Origin of the sequence: Pseudooceanicola pacificus, assembly GCF_009789075.1 — a bacterium.
GTDB lineage: Bacteria > Pseudomonadota > Alphaproteobacteria > Rhodobacterales > Rhodobacteraceae > Pseudooceanicola > Pseudooceanicola pacificus.
Genome location: NZ_WNXQ01000004.1, coordinates 45,161 through 62,404, shown reverse-complemented (window position 1 = coordinate 62,404; position 17,244 = coordinate 45,161). Strand labels below are relative to the sequence as shown.

Annotated in this window: 16 protein-coding genes; 11 read left to right on the top strand and 5 right to left on the bottom strand. The window is 64.8% G+C overall.

Annotated elements, in window-relative coordinates; translation table 11 throughout:
• Positions 1-11 precede the first annotated feature (11 nt).
• A complete protein-coding gene (locus GLS40_RS08400) occupies positions 12-809 on the bottom strand; it encodes a 2-keto-4-pentenoate hydratase (protein WP_160382319.1) in 798 nt (265 codons plus the stop codon).
• A gap of 165 nt (positions 810-974) precedes the next feature.
• On the opposite strand from GLS40_RS08400, the gene GLS40_RS08395 reads away from it, so the two are divergent.
• The 11 genes from GLS40_RS08395 (at position 975) to aroE (ending at position 13,524) form a co-directional block, all read left to right on the top strand.
• Positions 975-2,033: a LacI family DNA-binding transcriptional regulator gene (locus GLS40_RS08395; RefSeq protein WP_160382318.1), complete on the top strand. Its 1,059-nt coding sequence runs from the start codon at positions 975-977 to the stop codon at positions 2,031-2,033.
• A gap of 279 nt (positions 2,034-2,312) precedes the next feature.
• Entirely contained in the window at positions 2,313-3,443 is a 1,131-nt protein-coding gene (locus GLS40_RS08390; RefSeq protein WP_160382317.1) for an ABC transporter substrate-binding protein, read from the top strand.
• A 96-nt stretch (positions 3,444-3,539) separates the two neighbouring features.
• Entirely contained in the window at positions 3,540-4,418 is an 879-nt protein-coding gene (locus GLS40_RS08385) for a branched-chain amino acid ABC transporter permease (RefSeq protein ID WP_160382316.1), read from the top strand.
• Entirely contained in the window at positions 4,415-5,392 is a 978-nt protein-coding gene (locus tag GLS40_RS08380) for a branched-chain amino acid ABC transporter permease (protein ID WP_160382315.1), read from the top strand. Before GLS40_RS08385 ends, GLS40_RS08380 begins: the two co-directional genes overlap by 4 nt.
• Positions 5,389-6,135 carry an ABC transporter ATP-binding protein gene (locus tag GLS40_RS08375; RefSeq protein ID WP_160382314.1) on the top strand — a complete coding sequence of 249 codons (747 nt, stop codon included), beginning with the start codon at positions 5,389-5,391 and terminating at the stop codon, positions 6,133-6,135. The genes GLS40_RS08380 and GLS40_RS08375 overlap by 4 nt, the downstream gene beginning before the upstream one ends.
• A gap of 3 nt (positions 6,136-6,138) precedes the next feature.
• Positions 6,139-6,858 carry an ABC transporter ATP-binding protein gene (locus GLS40_RS08370; RefSeq protein ID WP_160382313.1) on the top strand — a complete coding sequence of 240 codons (720 nt, stop codon included), beginning with the start codon at positions 6,139-6,141 and terminating at the stop codon, positions 6,856-6,858.
• A 3-nt stretch (positions 6,859-6,861) separates the two neighbouring features.
• Complete coding sequence (locus GLS40_RS08365; protein WP_160382312.1) at positions 6,862-8,262, top strand: 2-dehydropantoate 2-reductase; 1,401 nt, start codon at positions 6,862-6,864, stop codon at positions 8,260-8,262.
• A 15-nt stretch (positions 8,263-8,277) separates the two neighbouring features.
• Positions 8,278-9,504, top strand: coding sequence for a CaiB/BaiF CoA transferase family protein (locus GLS40_RS08360; protein ID WP_160382311.1), 1,227 nt, complete (start codon positions 8,278-8,280; stop codon positions 9,502-9,504).
• A gap of 66 nt (positions 9,505-9,570) precedes the next feature.
• Positions 9,571-11,460 (top strand): bifunctional sugar phosphate isomerase/epimerase/4-hydroxyphenylpyruvate dioxygenase family protein, encoded by a 1,890-nt coding sequence (locus tag GLS40_RS08355; protein ID WP_160382310.1) that lies wholly within the window; start codon positions 9,571-9,573, stop codon positions 11,458-11,460.
• Between the two features lie 49 nt (positions 11,461-11,509).
• The gene (locus GLS40_RS08350) at positions 11,510-12,685 is read left to right on the top strand and encodes an acyl-CoA dehydrogenase family protein (protein WP_160382309.1); all 1,176 of its coding nucleotides are present in this window, start codon (positions 11,510-11,512) and stop codon (positions 12,683-12,685) included.
• 17 nt (positions 12,686-12,702) lie between these two features.
• On the top strand, positions 12,703-13,524 hold the full coding sequence (gene aroE, locus GLS40_RS08345) for a shikimate dehydrogenase (protein ID WP_160382308.1): 822 nt from the start codon (positions 12,703-12,705) through the stop codon (positions 13,522-13,524).
• A gap of 429 nt (positions 13,525-13,953) precedes the next feature.
• Here the strand turns inward: aroE and GLS40_RS08340 are convergent, their stop codons facing one another.
• Genes GLS40_RS08340 through GLS40_RS08325 form a run of 4 tightly spaced genes read right to left on the bottom strand, consistent with a single transcriptional unit; the run spans position 13,954 to position 17,113 of the window.
• Entirely contained in the window at positions 13,954-14,820 is an 867-nt protein-coding gene (locus tag GLS40_RS08340; RefSeq protein ID WP_160382307.1) for a transporter substrate-binding domain-containing protein, read from the bottom strand.
• 56 nt (positions 14,821-14,876) lie between these two features.
• Entirely contained in the window at positions 14,877-15,665 is a 789-nt protein-coding gene (locus GLS40_RS08335) for an ABC transporter ATP-binding protein (RefSeq protein WP_160382625.1), read from the bottom strand.
• Between the two features lie 5 nt (positions 15,666-15,670).
• The gene (locus tag GLS40_RS08330; RefSeq protein WP_160382306.1) at positions 15,671-16,402 is read right to left on the bottom strand and encodes an ABC transporter permease; all 732 of its coding nucleotides are present in this window, start codon (positions 16,400-16,402) and stop codon (positions 15,671-15,673) included.
• Between the two features lie 3 nt (positions 16,403-16,405).
• Entirely contained in the window at positions 16,406-17,113 is a 708-nt protein-coding gene (locus GLS40_RS08325) for an ABC transporter permease (RefSeq protein WP_160382305.1), read from the bottom strand.
• Positions 17,114-17,244 lie beyond the last annotated feature (131 nt).

Below are 17,244 nucleotides of genomic sequence, written 5' to 3'. Positions count from 1 at the left end.
GCGGGCTCCGCTCAGTTGAATGTCAGACGGATGGTCCCCAGGCCGCCGAAGTCGGCGGTGACGGTGCTTCCTTTCTGCACCGGGAGCGTCTCGGTGGCCGAACCGGTGGTCACGAAGTTTCCGGAGTCCAGGCTGATCCCTCGTGCGGCCAGAAGGTTCACGGTATCGGCCAGGGCGGCAAGCGGGTCGGCCCGGATGTCCGGCGGTGAGTTTCTGGCGGGGGGGCCGCCGTCGATGCGCAGATCGACCGGATGCCGCAGCGGATCATATTCCGCGTCGGTCGCGATCTCTGGCCCGATGACGAGCGCGAAGCCGTTGCCGTTGTCGGCAATCGTCATCGCCGTCCCGCGGCATTCGGGGGGCAGGGCAGGGGCCATCCTGCTGCCGATGATCTCGATGGCGACATGCGCCGCGACGAGGGGGCCAAGATCCTCTGCTGTCCAGTCCGTGCGCAGCCCCGGGCTTTCGAGGAAGCGATAGGCAAACTCCGGCTCCAGCATGCCCCCGGGATAGCTGGCGGCATCCAGCCTGTGCGCGGCGCCCACGAAGAGCCCGCTGGAAAACACCCTGCCCGGGACGATCCCGTCATGCCCGTCACGCCGGCGCATCCCCTCGCTGGTGGCGCCCGCCTTCCAGCCGACCACGGGTTCGCCAATGCGGCGCGCCATCATGTCTTGCACGCGATAGCCGTCCTGGCGGTCTGTCAGAAGCACGGGCGGGGCATCCACGATGGGTCTGCGATCGACCCAGGCTTGTGCGAGTTGGTCCGCGAAATGTTCGATGGCATCGGTTGCGATCGTTTCGGGCATTCTGTTCCTCCAACTGTCGGGCGCCGACGTTCGCGTGGCGATCCGCCGAAAGATGCGAAAGCCCCGTGGTGGTGTCACCGTGTGAAGCATCGCAGGCGGCTTGGAATTGTCGGAAAAGTCAGAAATGATGGTTCAAGTTCTGCAATGATGCATCAGGAGACCGGCGTGACCGATCACAAAGCCCGCATCATCGACATCGCCCTGCATGCTGGTGTCAGCACGGCGACGGTCGATCGCGTTCTCAACCAGCGGCCCGGCGTGCGGGAAAAGACCGCCCGAAAGGTGCTCGAGGCGGCGCAATGGCTCAGCCAGAGTGGCGGGCGGCCCCAGGTGATGGCGCCGGAACTGACCGGGTTCACCCTGGACGTCATGCTGGGGGGGCAACCAGGCTTTGCCAAGGACATGCTCATCACAGGACTGCGGCGCACCGCGCGCAACCTGGGCGTGACCCTGCGCATGCGCCACGCGCAAAAGGCAAAGGTGCCGGAACTGGCCGCCGCCCTTGACGAGGCGTTGGCGGATGGGACCAACGGCGTGATCATGGAGCCCATCGAGCACCCGCTCATCCGCGACAAGGTCAACGACCTGGCGGCACGGAAGATTCCGGTGGTCTCGATCCTGACCCCTCTGCCGGATGCCGACGTGGTGTTTTACGCCGGAATGGATAATCGCGCCGCCGGCCGAACCGCCGGGGCGCTGATGGGGCATATATCACGGCGCGTCGGGAAGGCGGCGATCTTCATGAGCGATACGCTCTATCGCAGCCACGAGGAGCGGGAGAGCGGGGTGCGCACGCTGCTCCGGCAGGAATTTCCTGACATCACGGTGCTGGATGTCATCACCATGGGCGACAATCCTGCCGCCTTCTATGGCCGGGCGCTGGACCTGCTCGAACGCCATCCCGACCTCACCTCGATCTGCAATCTGGGCGCTGGCAACCGGGGAATCGAACGCGCGCTCCTTGAGAAAAACCGGGCACAGGACATGGCCTATGTCGCTTTCAACCTGACACCCCTGACGCGCAACGCGCTGCTTGCCGGTACGGTGGATGCCGTTGTGCATCAGAACATGATGCGCATCAGTGACATGGCGATGCGTGCGATCGGCAACTTCCATGCCGGCCTGCCAATCGAGCCGGAGCGGGCCCCGTCCGAGATCATCATGAAGGAAAACGTGCGCGACATCCGCGGCTCCAGAGAGATGATTCTTTCAGAGCACGGCTGAGCCGCCGCGCCATTTGGCGTGATGGCCTCTGCGCAGGAGAGGCGCGATTTGATGCATCAACTCGTCGTTTCCGCAAGTTCTGATGTAATTTTTTGGCGTTGATGCATCGAAGCGCGCTTCGCTCTATTCCGACAGGCCGGTCCTGTCTGTCTATCTGGATGTCAATCGGTGCCGCCAATCGGTGTCGAGACACAACGCAGAGCAATCTGCGGGGAGGGCCGGGACGATAACCGCGGATCGAGGTTCGCGGCGGCCCGGCGCAGATATGGGAGGAAGACCATGTTCAAGACAATCACCCTTGCCACGGCGCTCGCCACCTTCGGCATCATAGGCGCGGCCAGCGCCGAAACCCTCAAGCTTGGCAATGTGGCCGAGCTGTCGGGCCCCGGCGCCACGGTCGGCAATGCCTGGACCGACGCCATCAACATGGGCGTCGACGAGATCAACGCGGCCGGCGGCGTGCTGGGCATGCAGCTCGAGATCGACACCTACGACACCCAGACAGACGCGCAGACCTCGCGCGCGCTGGTGCAAAAGGCCATCGACGACGGTGCCTTCCTGATCCTGGGCACGGTCTATTCGTCCTCGACCATCGTGAACATGCTGGTGACGATGCAGCAGGGCATTCCGCAGATCGTCGGGTCGGAGTCGCCCTCGATCACCCAGAAGGGCAACCCTTACGTCTTCCGCTCCAGCTTCGGCGCGCAGAAGTCGATGCCCAAGATCGCGGCCTATCTCGACGAGGGTCTCGGCGCCAAGTCGGTTGCCGTGAGCTGGGTCAACAACGAGTTCGGCAAGGGTGGGCACGACGCCTTCGTCGCCGAGATGGAGGCCCGCGGCATCGAGGTGGTGGCCGATGTCTCCAGCGAAGTCGGCCAGGCGGACTTTGCCTCCGACGTGACGCAGCTCAAGTCCGCCAATGCGGATGCGATCTTTGTCTACCTGCACGAAGAAGAGAGCGCCCGGCTGCTCAAGGAGCTGCGCAAGCAGAATGTCGAGGCTCCGATCATCGGCGAAACCACTCTGCTGAACCAGAAGGTGATCGAGCTGTCCGAGGGTGCGGCCGACGGCATCATGGGCCATGTCGGCCTGACGGTCGATGCTCCCAACCCCGAGATCCAGGCTTTCGCAAAACGGTTCTCGGATCGCTATGGCTACAAGGCCGATCACAACGCGATGAAGGGCTACGTGGCGATCTACACCGCCGCGACCGCCATCGAACGCGCCGGTGAACTCGACCGTCAGAAGGTGGCCGACACCCTGCACAACATGACCATCACGGTCGAGGACGTGCCCAACATCCTGCTGAACGTGAGCTGGGATGAAACCGGCGAGGTGTCGCGCGAAAGCTTCCTCGTGGAAGTGCAGGGCGACGAGACCATCGTGAAGGACATGCTCCCCGCAAACTGACCCTCCCGCAGTTGGGGTGCGCGCCTGCCGGTCGCCACATGGCGGCCGGCATCCAGCCCCCCTGTGCCAGGATTACTCGTAGAAAAGGTCATCCCCATGTCCGACTTCTTGCAGCTCATCATTTCGGGCCTGTCGACCGGCTCGATCTATGCGCTTGCCGCAATCGGCTTCACGCTTCTCTGGCAGGCTTCGCAGACCATCAATTTCGCCCAGGGCGAGTTCGTCATGGTTCCGGCCTTCTTCATCCTCATCGGCTCCCGGGTGCTTGGCCTTCCGTTTCCCATCGCCATCGGCTTCGGGCTGGCGGTGGCGGTGTTCACGCTTGGCTTCGTCTTCAAGCGCCTTGTCATCCAGCCGATGCTGCCGCACGGGCATCTGCCCATCGTCATGGCCACCATCGCGCTGGCCATCCTGATGCGCGAGCTGGTCAAGGAGTTCTACTCGGCCGAGGCCCAGACCTTTCCGGCGCTGTTCTCGGAACAGACCTTCGATGTCTTCGGCGCAGTCATCTCGCATCAGGACATCGGCAACCTCGCCGTCTCTGCCGTCGCGATCATCGCGCTCCAGCTGTTTCTGGGCCGCACCCGTACCGGGCGCTCGATGCAGGCCACGGCGCAGAACCCCGGCGTGGCCGAGATCCTGGGCGTCAACGTGCAGCGCATGGTGCTGTATACCTTCATGATCAACGCCGCCCTCGCCACGCTGGCCTCGGTGCTGATCTCGCCGATCTACCTCGCCAAGTTTTCCAACGGCGAACCGATCGGCCTCGTCGCCTTTCTCGCGGCCATCGTCGGCGGCTTCAACCAGGTGCGCGGCGCGCTGGTCGGCGGCCTGCTGATCGGGGTGATCGACAACCTTTCGGCCGCCTACCTCTCGTCGGAGTACCGGATCGCCGGCCCGATGATCCTTCTCATCGTCATCATCCTGCTGCGCCCGCAGGGGCTGCTCGGCACCTCGGAGGGCCGCACGGTATGAAACAGCTCAAGATCCTGGGGCTGGTCGCCATTCTGGCCGGCCTGATCATCGCCCCCTTCACCCAGGCGACCTATGGAACCTACGTTCTGTCGTCCTGGCTGGTGTTCACCGTGGCCGCGATGGGGCTGAACCTGACCCTGGGCTATGCCGGGCAGATCAGCCTTGCGCAGGCCGCCTTCATGGGGATCGGTGCCTACTCGACCGCGCTCATGACGATGGCGGGCCTGCCCTGGATCGCCTCGGTCGTGGTCGGCATGGGGCTGTGCTTCGTGGTCGGCCTCATCCTGGGTTACCCGGCGCTCCGGGTGCAGAACCACTTCCTGGCCTTCGTCACCCTGGCCTTCACCACGCTCGCCTTTCTCGTGATGCGCAACGAGGAGTGGCTGACCGGCGGCATCTATGGCCTCGTCGGTGTGCCGCGCCCCTCGGTGGCGGGTCTGAGCCTGATGGACGGCACCCGCTACTACTTCTTCACGCTCGGCGTTTTCATCCTGGCCTCGCTCAGCTTCTGGTGGCTGGTCAACTCGCCCTGGGGCCGGGCCTTCAAGGGGCTGCGCGAAAACCCGATCCGCGCCAATTCGCTCGGGGTCGACACCCGGCTGGTGACGCTGCTCGCCTTCGCCATCGGCGCGGCCTACGGCGGGCTGTCGGGCGCGCTGATGGCGCCGCTGGTCCAGTACATCGACCCGATGTCCTTCACGCTCATCATCTCGCTCAAGATCCTGCTGATGGTCGTGGTGGGCGGCTCGGGCTACTTCTTCGGGCCGTTCCTCGGGGCCGGGCTGGTGATCATGCTGCCCGAATTCCTGCGCTTCGCCGAAGCCTATTATCTGATGATCTATGCCGCGCTGGTGGTCTTCCTGATGGTGGTCTGCCCGAGCGGACTGCTTGGCCTGCTCTCGCGCGGGATCGCTGCGATCCGTTCGCGCGAACCGGCCGAACGCGGCGATCTGAAGGAAGGAGCCCAGCTGTGACCGAGACCGTCCTTTCGATCCGCAACATCTCCAAGAGCTTCGGCGGCATCCACGCCGTGCGCGACGTGAGCTTCGATGTCTACAAGGGCGAGGTGCTGGGGCTGATCGGGCCGAACGGTTCGGGCAAGTCCACCCTGTTCAACTGCGTGCTCGGCCAGCTCAAGCCCGATGCGGGCGGGGTCACCGTGACCGGCCAGGACGTGGCGGGCAAGCGCGCCTGCGAGCTGTCCAAGCTGGGTGTAGGGCGCACATTTCAGCAGCTCTCGGTCTTCCCCGAGATGAGCGTGCTCGACAACCTGATCCTTGCCGGGCAGGAGCACAGGGGCAGCATGTTCAGCCGCCTCTTCGGCCCCTCCGACGCGGGGCTGACGGAAGAGGCCGACCGGATGATCTCGTTCTTCCGGCTTGGCCACCTGCGCGACGAGCTGGCGGGCAGCCTGTCCTACGGACAGCAGAAGCTGGTGGATGCGGCGATGGCCTTCATGGCCAACCCGGCGCTGGTGCTGCTCGACGAGCCGGCGGGCGGGGTCAACCTGACCATGCTCGGCCATCTCAAGGAGCGGCTGAAGACCTACAACCGCGAGCACGAAACGACCTTTGTGGTGATCGAGCACAACATGGAATTCGTCATGTCGCTCTGCACCCGGATCGTGGTGCTGGCCGAAGGCGCGATCATCGCCGAGGGCACGCCCGAGGAGATCCGCGCCAACCAGACCGTCATCGACGCCTATCTGGGGAGCTGAGCCATGTTGCAGTTGAAAAACCTCTACGGCGGCTACGGCAAGATCACCATCCTGAACGGGGTGGAGTTCGAGATCCCGAAAGGCACGATCACCACCGTCATCGGGCCGAACGGGGCCGGGAAATCCACCGTCTTCAAGGCGATCTTCGGGCTGCTCAACGTCCATTCCGGCCAGATCCTGCTGGAAGGCCGCGACGTGACCGGCAGGACGCCGAAACAGATGATCGGCGAGGGCGTCACCTACGTGCCGCAGGGGCGCAACGTGGTGCCGCAGCTTTCGGTCTATCACAACCTCGAACTGGGCGGGATCACCGCGCGCGACCAGTCGGCGGTGCGGGCGCGGATCGAAAAGGTGATGGACCAGTTCCCGATGCTGCGCGAGTTCCGCGACCGCAAGGCGATCGAGCTGTCGGGTGGGCAGCAGAAGCAGCTTGAGGTGGCCCGCGCCCTATTGCTGGACCCTAAGCTGATCCTGATTGACGAGCCCTCCATCGGGCTGTCGCCCAACCTCGTGGCCGAGGTCTTTCGCACGCTTCAGGCGCTGCGCGACGACGGCGTGACGATCCTGATGGTCGAGCAGAACGCCAAGGCCGCGCTGGCGATGTCGGATTTCGGCATTGTTCTGGAACTGGGCCAGACCCGGATGCACGACCGAGCCGACGCGCTGCTTGCCGATCCGCGGGTGGGCCAGCTCTTCCTCGGCGGCCACATGGAAGAGGCCTGAGCAATGCGCATTGCCATTCTGGGTGCGGGGTCGCTGGGCTGCGTCTTTGGCGGGCTGCTGGCAGAGGCCGGGCACGAGGTGCTGCTGGTCAACCGCAACCGCGCGTTGGTCGACCGGCTGAACGCCAATGGCCTCACGCTTGATCTGGGCCAGGCCGGGCGGCGGGTGATCGGGGTGCGGGCCGATACGACTTGCGCCCCCGATGCGCCGGTCGATCTGCTGATCGTGCTGGTCAAGAGCTTCGACACCGCCGCCGCCCTCTCCGGCGCCCGCTCCGCAATCGGGCCGGACACCCTGCTGCTCTCCTTGCAGAACGGCATGGGCCATGAAGAGCTGATGGCCCCCTTCGCCACGCCCGACCGGGTGCTCCTCGGCAAGACATACGTTGGCGGCACCATGACAGAGCCGGGCGTCGTGATTGGCGGTACGGCGGGCCGGCAAACCTTCATCGGCCCCGCCGAGGGCGAGGTGACCGGGCGGATGCGCGCCGTGGCGGATGCCTTCACCGGGGCCGGGCTGGCCTGCGAGGCCAGCGCCCGCATCAGGGATCTCGCCTGGAACAAGCTGCTGGTGAACATCTCCACCAGTGGGCTGAGTGCGCTGACCGGCCTCTCTTACGGCCCGCTCTATGCGGTGCCCGAGGTCGAGGAATGCGCGCGCGCAGCGGTCGCCGAGGGCATCGCCGTCGCCCGCGCCGCCGGGGCGCGGCTCGACTTCACCGATCCGGGCCAGCCCTGGGCAATGGCCGCAGATGGGCTGCCATCGGGGTTCAAGGCCTCGATGCTGCAAAGCCTCGAACGCGGGCGGCGCACCGAGATCGACTTCATCCACGGCGCCGTCGTCCGGTACGGCGCGCAACATGACATTGCGACCCCCGTCAACGCGACCCTCGTGGCCGCGGTGAAAGGGCTGGAGCACCGCATCACAACGGAGGCCACCATGGCTGAGACCATCCCCGAACTCTATTTCGACGAGGTCGAGACCGGCGCCACCGGCACCTCGCCCAAGGTCACGATGACCAGCGAGATGATCATGAGCTACGCCGACCTCACCGGCGACCACACGCCTGTGCACACGGACGAGGAATTTGCCCGCCAGTCCTCCTTTGGCCAGCGCGTGGCGCACGGGCTGCTTGGCCTGTCGCTGACCGACGGGCTGAAGACACAGGCCGATCTGCGCTTCGTGCCCGGCATGTCGCTGGGCTGGGAATGGGATTTCAAGCTGCCCATTGCGATTGGCGACGAGCTGTTCTGCCGCTTCACCGTCGAGAGCAAACGCGAAACCAGCAAAGGCGGCTGGGGCATCCTGCGCATCGCCTCCGAACTGGTGAACCAGCGTGGCGAGGTCGTTCAGACCGGCGTCCACAAGCTGATGATCCCGATGAAATCAACCGCCGCCGCATGATCTGAGGACAGACCGATGAAACAACAACCGCTCCCGCTCACCGGCATCCGTGTCGTCGATTATTCGCACTACCTCGCCGGCCCCTTCATGTCGCGCGCGCTGGCCTCGATGGGGGCCGAGGTGATCAAGGTCGAGCGCCCCGAACTGGGCGACGCCGGTCGCCGCCACCCCTATTTCGCAGGCGATCACAGCGGCTATTTCCTGCAACAGAACATGGGCAAGAAGGGGCTGTGCCTCGATCTGCGGCAGGCGCAGGGCCGCGAACTGATGCAGCGGCTGGTGAAGACGTCCGATGTGTTCGTCGAGAACTACCGCCCCGGCGCGCTGAAGAAATTCGGGCTGGGCTATGACGACCTCAGCAGGATAAACCCGCGCCTCGTCTACTGCTCGGTCTCCGCCTATGGCCAGACCGGGCCGGATGCCGAGCGTGCGGGCTTCGGCCTGATCGCCGAGGCCAAGAGCGGCGCGATGGCCATGGTCGGCACGCCGGGCGAGGCGCCGCCGCTGTTCCGGATGCCGCTGGCCGACATGTACACCGGCGCCCACGGCGTTGCCGCGATCTGCGCTGCCCTGTTCGGGCGGGAACGCAGCGGCGAGGGCCAGCACCTCGACCTCGCGCTCTATGACTGCATGGTTTCGATGCATGATTTCGCGGTGCAGGCCTACAGCCTGTCGGGCGGCGAGGTGATGCCGGTCCGGGCCGGCTCCGATCAGCCGGACTCCACCGTTTACGGTGCCTTTCCCGCGCCGGATGGCTACCTGGTGATCGCCGCGCAGGTCGACGAGATCTGGGCAAAACTCGCCCGGCTCGTTGGCGGCGAGGCCCTGGCCGCCGACAGCCGCTTCCACAGCGCATCCGGGCGCAACGCGCACCGCGCAGAGGTGACCGGGCTTGTGCGGGCCTGGACCGGGGCGCAGCCCTCGGTGGCCGCCTGCATGGCCGCGCTGGAGGCCGCCGGTGTGCCCGCCGCGCAGGTGCAGACCATAGATCAGGTGATGGCAGATCCGCAGATCGCCGCGCGTGGCATGATCCTCGAACAGGATCACCCCGAACTGGGCAGGATCCGCCTGCCGAACCTGCCGTTCAACTTTTCGGCCTGCGAGAAGGCCACGCCCTCGATCGCGCCGGATCTCGGGCAGCACAACGCCGAGATCGCCGCGGAACTGGGCTTCTCGGAGCGTGAGATCGAGGCGATGGAGGCACAGGGGGCACTGTTCTCGCCGCGACGCGTCGACGCCTAGGCCGCCACGGGCGGCCAGGACAGCTTTCGCATTCACTGCAACGCAACAACCTCGGGTAACCCGGTCATGAAATCAGCAATAGCGACGGTATCGGTGTCCGGGACCCTGAAAGAAAAGCTCGCCGCCATCGCCAGGGCCGGGTTCGACGGGATCGAGATCTTCGAGCAGGATTTCATCGCGGATGCAGGCTCGCCGCGCGACATCGGCACCATGATCCGGGATCACGGGCTGGAGATCCTGCTGTTCCAGCCGTTTCGGGATTTCGAAGGGCTGGTCGGGGACCAACGCAGGAAGGCCTTTGACCGCGCACGCTACAAGTTCGAGACCATGCGCAAGCTGGGGGCCGACCTCATGCTGGTCTGCTCGTCACTTCATCCAAACGCTCTGGGCGGAATAGACAGGGCCGCCCAGGATTTCGCTGAGCTGGGCGAGCTTGCCGCCACGTTCGGCATGCGTGTGGGGTACGAGGCCCTGGCCTGGGGGCGGCACGTCAACGATCACCGGGACGCCTGGGAAATCGTGCGGCGCGCCGATCACCCGAATATCGGCCTCATCCTCGACAGCTTTCACACGCTCGCCCGCAAGATCGACCCGGACTCGATACGCCGCATCCCGCGCGACAAGATCTTCTTCGTGCAACTGGCCGACGCGCCGCAGATCAGCATGGACCTGTTCTACTGGTCCCGCCATTTTCGCAACATGCCGGGAGAGGGCGATCTGCGCGTGCAGGACTTCATGCGCGCGGTCGCGGCCACCGGGTATGACGGCACTGTCAGCCTTGAAATCTTCAACGATCAGTTCAGGGGCGCCCAGCCCGAGGGGATCGCGCGGGACGGCTACCGGGCCCTGCACGTGCTGATGGACGATGTGCGGCGGTCCGAGCCGGACGTGCTTGTCGACATCCCGCCGATGCCCGCGCGTACCAGGGTGGGCGGGGTCGAGTTCGTGGAATTTGCGACACGTGCAGAAGAGGCCGGGCAACTGGCCGGCATGCTCCGCAGCATGGGGTTTTCTCATCTGGGCGATCACGTGTCCAAGGCGGTCACGCTCTGGCAACAGGGCGATATTCGGTTGATCCTCAACCAGGAGACAACCGGGTTCGCCAGTTCGGCCTATAACATGCACGGCACCACCATTTGCGACGTGGGCCTGCGGGTTGACGATGCCGGGGCCACCACAGAACGTGCGCGCGCCCTGGGTGCCACGCCCTTCAATCAGAGCGTCGGGCCCGGCGAAATGGACATCCCCGCCATCCGCAGCGTCGGTGGCAGTGTGATGCATTTCATTGATGACACGAGCGATCTGGCGGATGTCTGGTCGGTCGAGTTCCGGCGCCCCGTCGTCGCCGCAACACCCGACGCCGGATTGTCGCGCATCGATCACCTGGCCGAGACCATGCATTACGAGGACATGCTGAGCTGGGCCTTGTTCCACACCTCGATCTTCGACATGTCGCGTTCGGAGATCGTCGATGTGGTGGATCCCGACGGTCTGGTGCGCAGCGTTGCGATGAAGTCAGCCAACGGTGCGGTGCGGATCACCCTGAACGGTGCCGACACGCATCGCACGCTGGTCGGCAACTTTCTGGCCGACAGCTTCGGGGGCGCAATTCAGCATGTCGCCTTTGCCACCGGTGACATCTTTTCGACGGCCCGTCGGATGCGGGACTCGGGCTTCGACCCGCTTGTTCTGACCGAGAACTACTATGGCGATCTCCGGGCCCGTTTCAGCCTGGAGCCCGGGCGCCTGGACGAGATGAAATCGCTCAACATCCTCTATGACGAAACCGCGCAAGGGGCGTTCTACCAGTTCTACAGCCGGCCCTTCGCCAGCGGGTTGTTCTTCGAGATCGTGCAGCGGGTCGGGGCGTATGACGGCTATGGCGCACCCAACGCCCCATTCCGGACCGCGGCGCAAAAGCAGCTGCTGAGGCCGAAGGGCATGCCGCAACGCTGACAGTCCGCCCCTCGCGGCGGATGTCTCAAGCAAGTGATCGGGAACACCAATGGACCTTGCACTGACCCACGAACAAAGTCTCCTGGTGAAGACGGTGCGCGACTTCATCGCCCGTGAGCTGCGCCCTCTGGAACAGGACGTCGAGGATCGCGGCGCGCTCGACCCTGCTGATGCGCGCAGGATCTATGAGGCGTCTCGCGCCCTGGGGCTCTATGCAACCAATATCCCTCAGGAGTTCGGCGGGGGCGGTCTGTCTGCCTTCGAGACCATGCTGGTCGAGGAGCAATTCGGGCATACGACCGATATCCTTGTGCGCCGGGCCTTCGGCAATGTCTACGAGGTGCTTCTGTCCTGCGAGGGCGCGCAGATCGACCGCTGGCTGAAGCCCTGCGTTACCGGAGCGCGCACCTGCTCGATCGCGTTCACAGAAACGGGCGCCGGATCGGACGCGGCGGGCATCCAGACAAGGGCCGTGCGGGACGGCAGCGGGTGGCGGCTTTCCGGTTCCAAGCATTTCATTTCGGATGGCGCGCATTCGGATTTCTTCATCGTCTCTGCCGTCACCGATCCGCAGGCGGGCGCAAAGGGGATTTCCCTGTTTCTGGTCGACAAGGGCATGCCCGGATTTCGCCCCGGCGCCGACCAGCCGATGATGGGGCTGCGCGGCACAAGCCACCTTGAGCTGGCGTTTGACGATGTGGCGCTCGGGCCGGAGCATCTGCTCGGGCAGGAAGGGGCGGGGCTGAAGCTGGCCCTGTCCGTCCTGGGACGGGTCCGGCTGGCACAGGTCGGGGCGCGGGCCGTGGGCAAGGCGACGCATATCCTGCGGATGGCTCTGGATCATGCCCGGGAACGCAAGCAGTTCGGCCAGCGGCTCGGCGACTTCCAGATGGTGCAGCAGATGCTTGCGGACAGCGCGATGGAGATCAACGCGGCCCGGCTTGCGCTGTGGCAGGCTGCGGCCGAGATCGACCGCGGCCTCGATCCGCGCGAACGGATTTCTGCGGTCAAGGTCCAGGCCTCCGAGGCCCTTGGGCGCGTCGTCGACCGCACGATGCAGATTTTCGGCGGGCTGGGCTATGCGAAGGGCCTGCCGATAGAACGATATTACCGCGACGCCCGCGTGTACCGCATCTTTGACGGCGCGTCCGAGATCCACCGCGCCGTCATGGCGCGCGGGATGCTGAAGGGCGCGACCGGCCTCTTCGATCCATTCGACGTCTGAACAGAAGGAGCAGAGCCATGCCTGACGCCTACGCAGTTTTTGGCAATCCGGTGGCGCATAGCAAGTCGCCCTGGTTACATGAAACCTTCGCACGACAGACCGGAGAGACCCTGACCTATCGCGCCATCGAGGCGCAGCCGGGTGCGTTTCAGGACGCGATCTTCGGCTTTATGCAGGAGGGCGGGGCGGGCGCCAATGTGACGGCTCCGTTCAAGCTCGACGCGTGCGCCTTGGCAGATGACTGCCGGGACCGCGCTGCGCTGGCGGGGGCGGCAAACTGCCTGAAGTTCGAGGGTGGCAGGATTATCGCGGACAATTTCGACGGTGTCGGACTGACGCGGGATATCGAGGTCAACCTCGGCGTTCCGCTGGCGGGGAAATCCGTGCTCCTGCTGGGCGCGGGTGGGGCGGCCCGGGGCGCCATCCAGCCGTTCCTGGACGCGGGGCCGGCGCGGCTTGTGGTGTCGAACCGGACGCTGGAAGAGGCAAGCGCGCTTGGGGCGACCGAAGCATGGCGCGGCCGGATCGAAACCTGCGCGCTGGCGGATCTGGGGGAGGAGAGCTTTGACCTGGTGGTCAACGCCACGGCTGCGAGCCTTTTCGGAGAGTTGCCCGACATCCCGCCCGAGGTTTTTGGCAAGGACTGCCTGGCCTATGATCTGGTCTACGGCAAAGGCCTGACCCCGTTCCTTTCGTTCGCGCGATTGTCCCGGGCCGCCCACATCGCCGATGGCCTGGGAATGTTGGTCGAGCAGGCTGCAGAAGCATTCCACTGGTGGCGCGGGGTTCGTCCCGAAACCGGCCAGATCATAAAGAAGATGACCGTGCCGCTGGACTAGGGGCCCGCTGCATCAACGCGGCAGGGTCGCTGTTTCCGCTAAGTTGTGATGACGGAGGGGTCGATGGCGCGGGCGGCAAGGGCTTGTCTGAAACAAGCGCGAGAGGCGATCCGCCCGTATCATCCGCTGACGATCGTCACGGACAAAGCGCACAGCCATGCCAAGGTCATCGGCGGGAGCAACGGCCGTCCCGGGACCCGGGGCAGCCTGAAAGGAGCGCGGAGCGGCCCTTGGTGTGAGGCAAAGACGCTACTGCAACGGGCCCGTCTCTGGTGACCCGCCCCCGGACCTTGCGCCAGCCCCCTTGCGCGGCTTTCGACGCGCCGCGTGACATGTTGCGGGCCGCAGGGGGCGGGCGGTTTCGGCCCGGGACGTCCTGCTTTGCACATGCCGCGTCCTATGCGGGCGCGGCGATCTTGCGCCGAAGGTTCAGGGCGTCACATCAAAGCCGAACCATTTCATGGAAATCTCTTTCATGGTGCCATCGGCTTTCAGCTCTTCCAATGCGGCATCCAGCTTTTCACGCAGAGCGTCGTCGTCCTGCCGCACAGCGATGGCGGCTCCCTGACCCAGCAGGCCGCCGCCAAAGCGGGGCCCGAACAGCACGAGGTTTTCCCTGCCGTCCTGCTTGACCAAATCGCTGAGGTACATCAGCGACGCCATGATCATGTCGACCCGTCCGGCGGCCAGGTCCAGCTCGGCCTCGTTGCCCTTGTATTCGCGGATTTTCACGTCCGGCAGATATTTGTGAAAGAACTCGGTCGCGATGGTCGAGGCCTGCAGCCCGGCCACCTTGCCCGCAAAAGCGGTGTTCAATTCGGCCAATGCTGCCTTTAGCTTGTCTGCGTCCTTGGGGTCCTGCAGCCGGATCAGCGTGTCGACATAGGGGACATCGGCCAGGCTGTTGTCCTTGCTGGTCAGAAAGGTCACACCGCCTGCGGCATAGGGAATGGTGAACGATACGACCTTGGCGCGTTCGGGATTGGCCGACATGGCGGCGACAATCGCGTCGTATTTGCCGGCGTTCAACGCCGGGATGATCCCGTCCCAGGGCTGGGCGATGATGGTGCATTTGGCCTTCATCCGTTCGCACAGGGCGTTGGACAGATCGACATCGTACCCGTCCAGCGTTCCGTCCTGTCTGGTCAGGTTGAACGGAGGGAAGGCCCCTTCGGTCGCGATGCGGATGGTGTCCCAGGATTTCTCCTGTGCCTGCAGTTGAGCGGGCAGGAACGTATGTGCGCAAAGTGCGATCAAAGCCGCAGCCGTGCCCTGCGTCAGACGCGTGACTTTCATGGTGGTCTTCCTCCGGTGTTGGGTTGGCCCTTCGACGGGGCCGGTTTTGGGGGCCTTCACCCCTCGACGAACCGCGCAAGGCGGGTGTTGTTGCCGGCCGCAAAAACCTCTTCGGGGGGGCCGGATTCCTCGATGACGCCGTCGTTCATGAAGACGACCGTGTCCGAGATGTCGCGGGCAAAGCTGACTTCATGGGTGACGATCAGCATGGTCCGCCCCTCCTCGGCCAGCGCGCGGATCACCCGCAGCACTTCGCCGACCAGCTCGGGATCAAGCGCCGAGGTGGGTTCGTCGAACAGCATGACGGCCGGGTTCATCGCAAGGGCGCGGGCGATGGCCGCGCGCTGTTGCTGGCCGCCGGACAGGCGCGACGGATACTGGTCGGCCTTGTCCGCGATGCCCACCTTGTCCAGCAGTGCGCGCGCCTCGGCGATACATTCGGCACGCGGGCGTTTCTGGACATGGGTGGGGGCCTCGATCACATTGCCCAGAACCGTCTTGTGGGACCACAGGTTGAAATCCTGAAAGACCATGCCGATCCGCGCGCGCAGCTGGTCCATGGCACGCGGGTCCGCAGGCCGCCGCCCGCCATCGCGCCTGGTCACCAGAGCGATTTCGGTGCCGTCGACGGTGACGGTGCCGGCTTCGGGAATCTCCAGCATGTTGATGCAGCGCAGCAATGTGGACTTGCCGGAACCGGACGACCCGAGGATCGACACCACCTCGCCGCGATGCGCGTCGAAGTTGATGCCCTTGAGCACTTCGAGCTTGCCATAGCGTTTGCGCAGGCCGCGCACGGAAACGGCGGGGGGCAGGGCGGGATCGGGTTGCGCAGGCGGGGTCATCTGGTTCACGGGGTCACTTCCTTTCGGGCCGCGCCGACGCCTGCCACCGGGGCTGGATCGCGTCGATCGGGGTTCAGGCGGGTTTCGGCCACACGGACCAGCAGGATCAGGCCGTAGGAGATCGCCAGATAGATCGTGCCGGCGGCGACAAAGACTTCGACGGGGCGATAGGTCTCGGCGATGATCCGGGCGGCGATGCCGGTGACATCGGCCAGCGTGACCAGCGACGCCAGCGAGGTCGCCTTGATCATCAGGATGAATTCGTTGCCATAGGCGGGCAGGGCCTGGCGCAGGGCGATCGGAAAAACGATGCGCCGGAACAGCAGGAAGCCTGACATGCCGCAGGCCTGTGCCGCCATGATCTGACCGCGTGGCACCGACAGCAAGGCGCCGCGCAGGATCTCAGAGCCATAGGCGGCGGTGTTCAGCGCCAGGGCCAGAAGCGCGCACCAATAAGGCTCGCGCAGATAGGTCCAGGCAAAGCTGCTGCGGATTTCCGGGAATTGTGCCAGCCCGTAGTAGATAATGAACAGTTGCACCAGCAGCGGCGTGCCGCGAAACACATAGACATAGCCGATCACCAGCCAGTTCAGCGGTCTGAGCCGGCGCACGCGGACCACCGCAAAGGCAAGTGCCAGACCGGCCCCCAGCATCAGCGACAGCGTGGCAAGTTCGAGGGTGACGGGAATGCCGGGCAGCAGGGCGACAAAGGTCTGGCTGAGAAACTCAAAATCCATGGCTCAGGCCCTTCCTCTCGAATAGCGGTGTTCGAGCCGGTTGAAGATCAGCCCGCTGAGGATCGTGATGGTCAGAAACAGCACACCGGCCGCGAAGTAGAAGGTGAAAGGCTGGCGGGTGAAACTGGACCCGATTTGGGCCTGCCGCATGATTTCAACCAGTCCGGTCACCGAAATCAGCGCGGATTCCTTGAGCACCATCTGCCAGACGTTGCCCAGACCCGGCAGCGCATGACGCGCGACCAGTGGCAGGGTGATGCGGCGGAATTTCAAAAGGCGCGGCATGCCTATCGCGGTTGCGGCCTCAAGCTCTCCGGTCTTGACCGAATAGAAGGCGCCGCGAATGACCTCGGCGTGATAGGCGCCCGAGACAACGCCGATGGCACCCATGCCTGCCAGAAATCCCGGAAGCGACACAAAGCCCTCGGCCCCGAACATTTGCGCAATCGGCGTCAGCAACAGGCCCGACCCGAAGTAGAACAGATAGATCACCAGCAGATCGGGGATGCCGCGCAGCACGGTCGTGTAGCCCGCGGCCAGCCACCGCACAGGCGCGTTTCCGGCAATTTTGGCCCAGGCGACAAGAACGCCCAGACTGCCGCCCAGAGCAAATCCCGCCGCGGCGACGGCCACGGTGTTTGCCGCGGCGCGCAGCATGGCCGGGCCCCAACTGTCGGGTCCGAAACCGAACAATGTCAGAGATTCGAGCATTCATTCCTCTTTCGGAACCTGATGACCTTGTGCCGTCTGCAAAGCCCGGCATGAGCAGAAGGTGCATGAGGCTTTATCAATTGTCAATACTATACAAATTGTCTATCTTGTGGCGTGGAAGCTTCATCAAG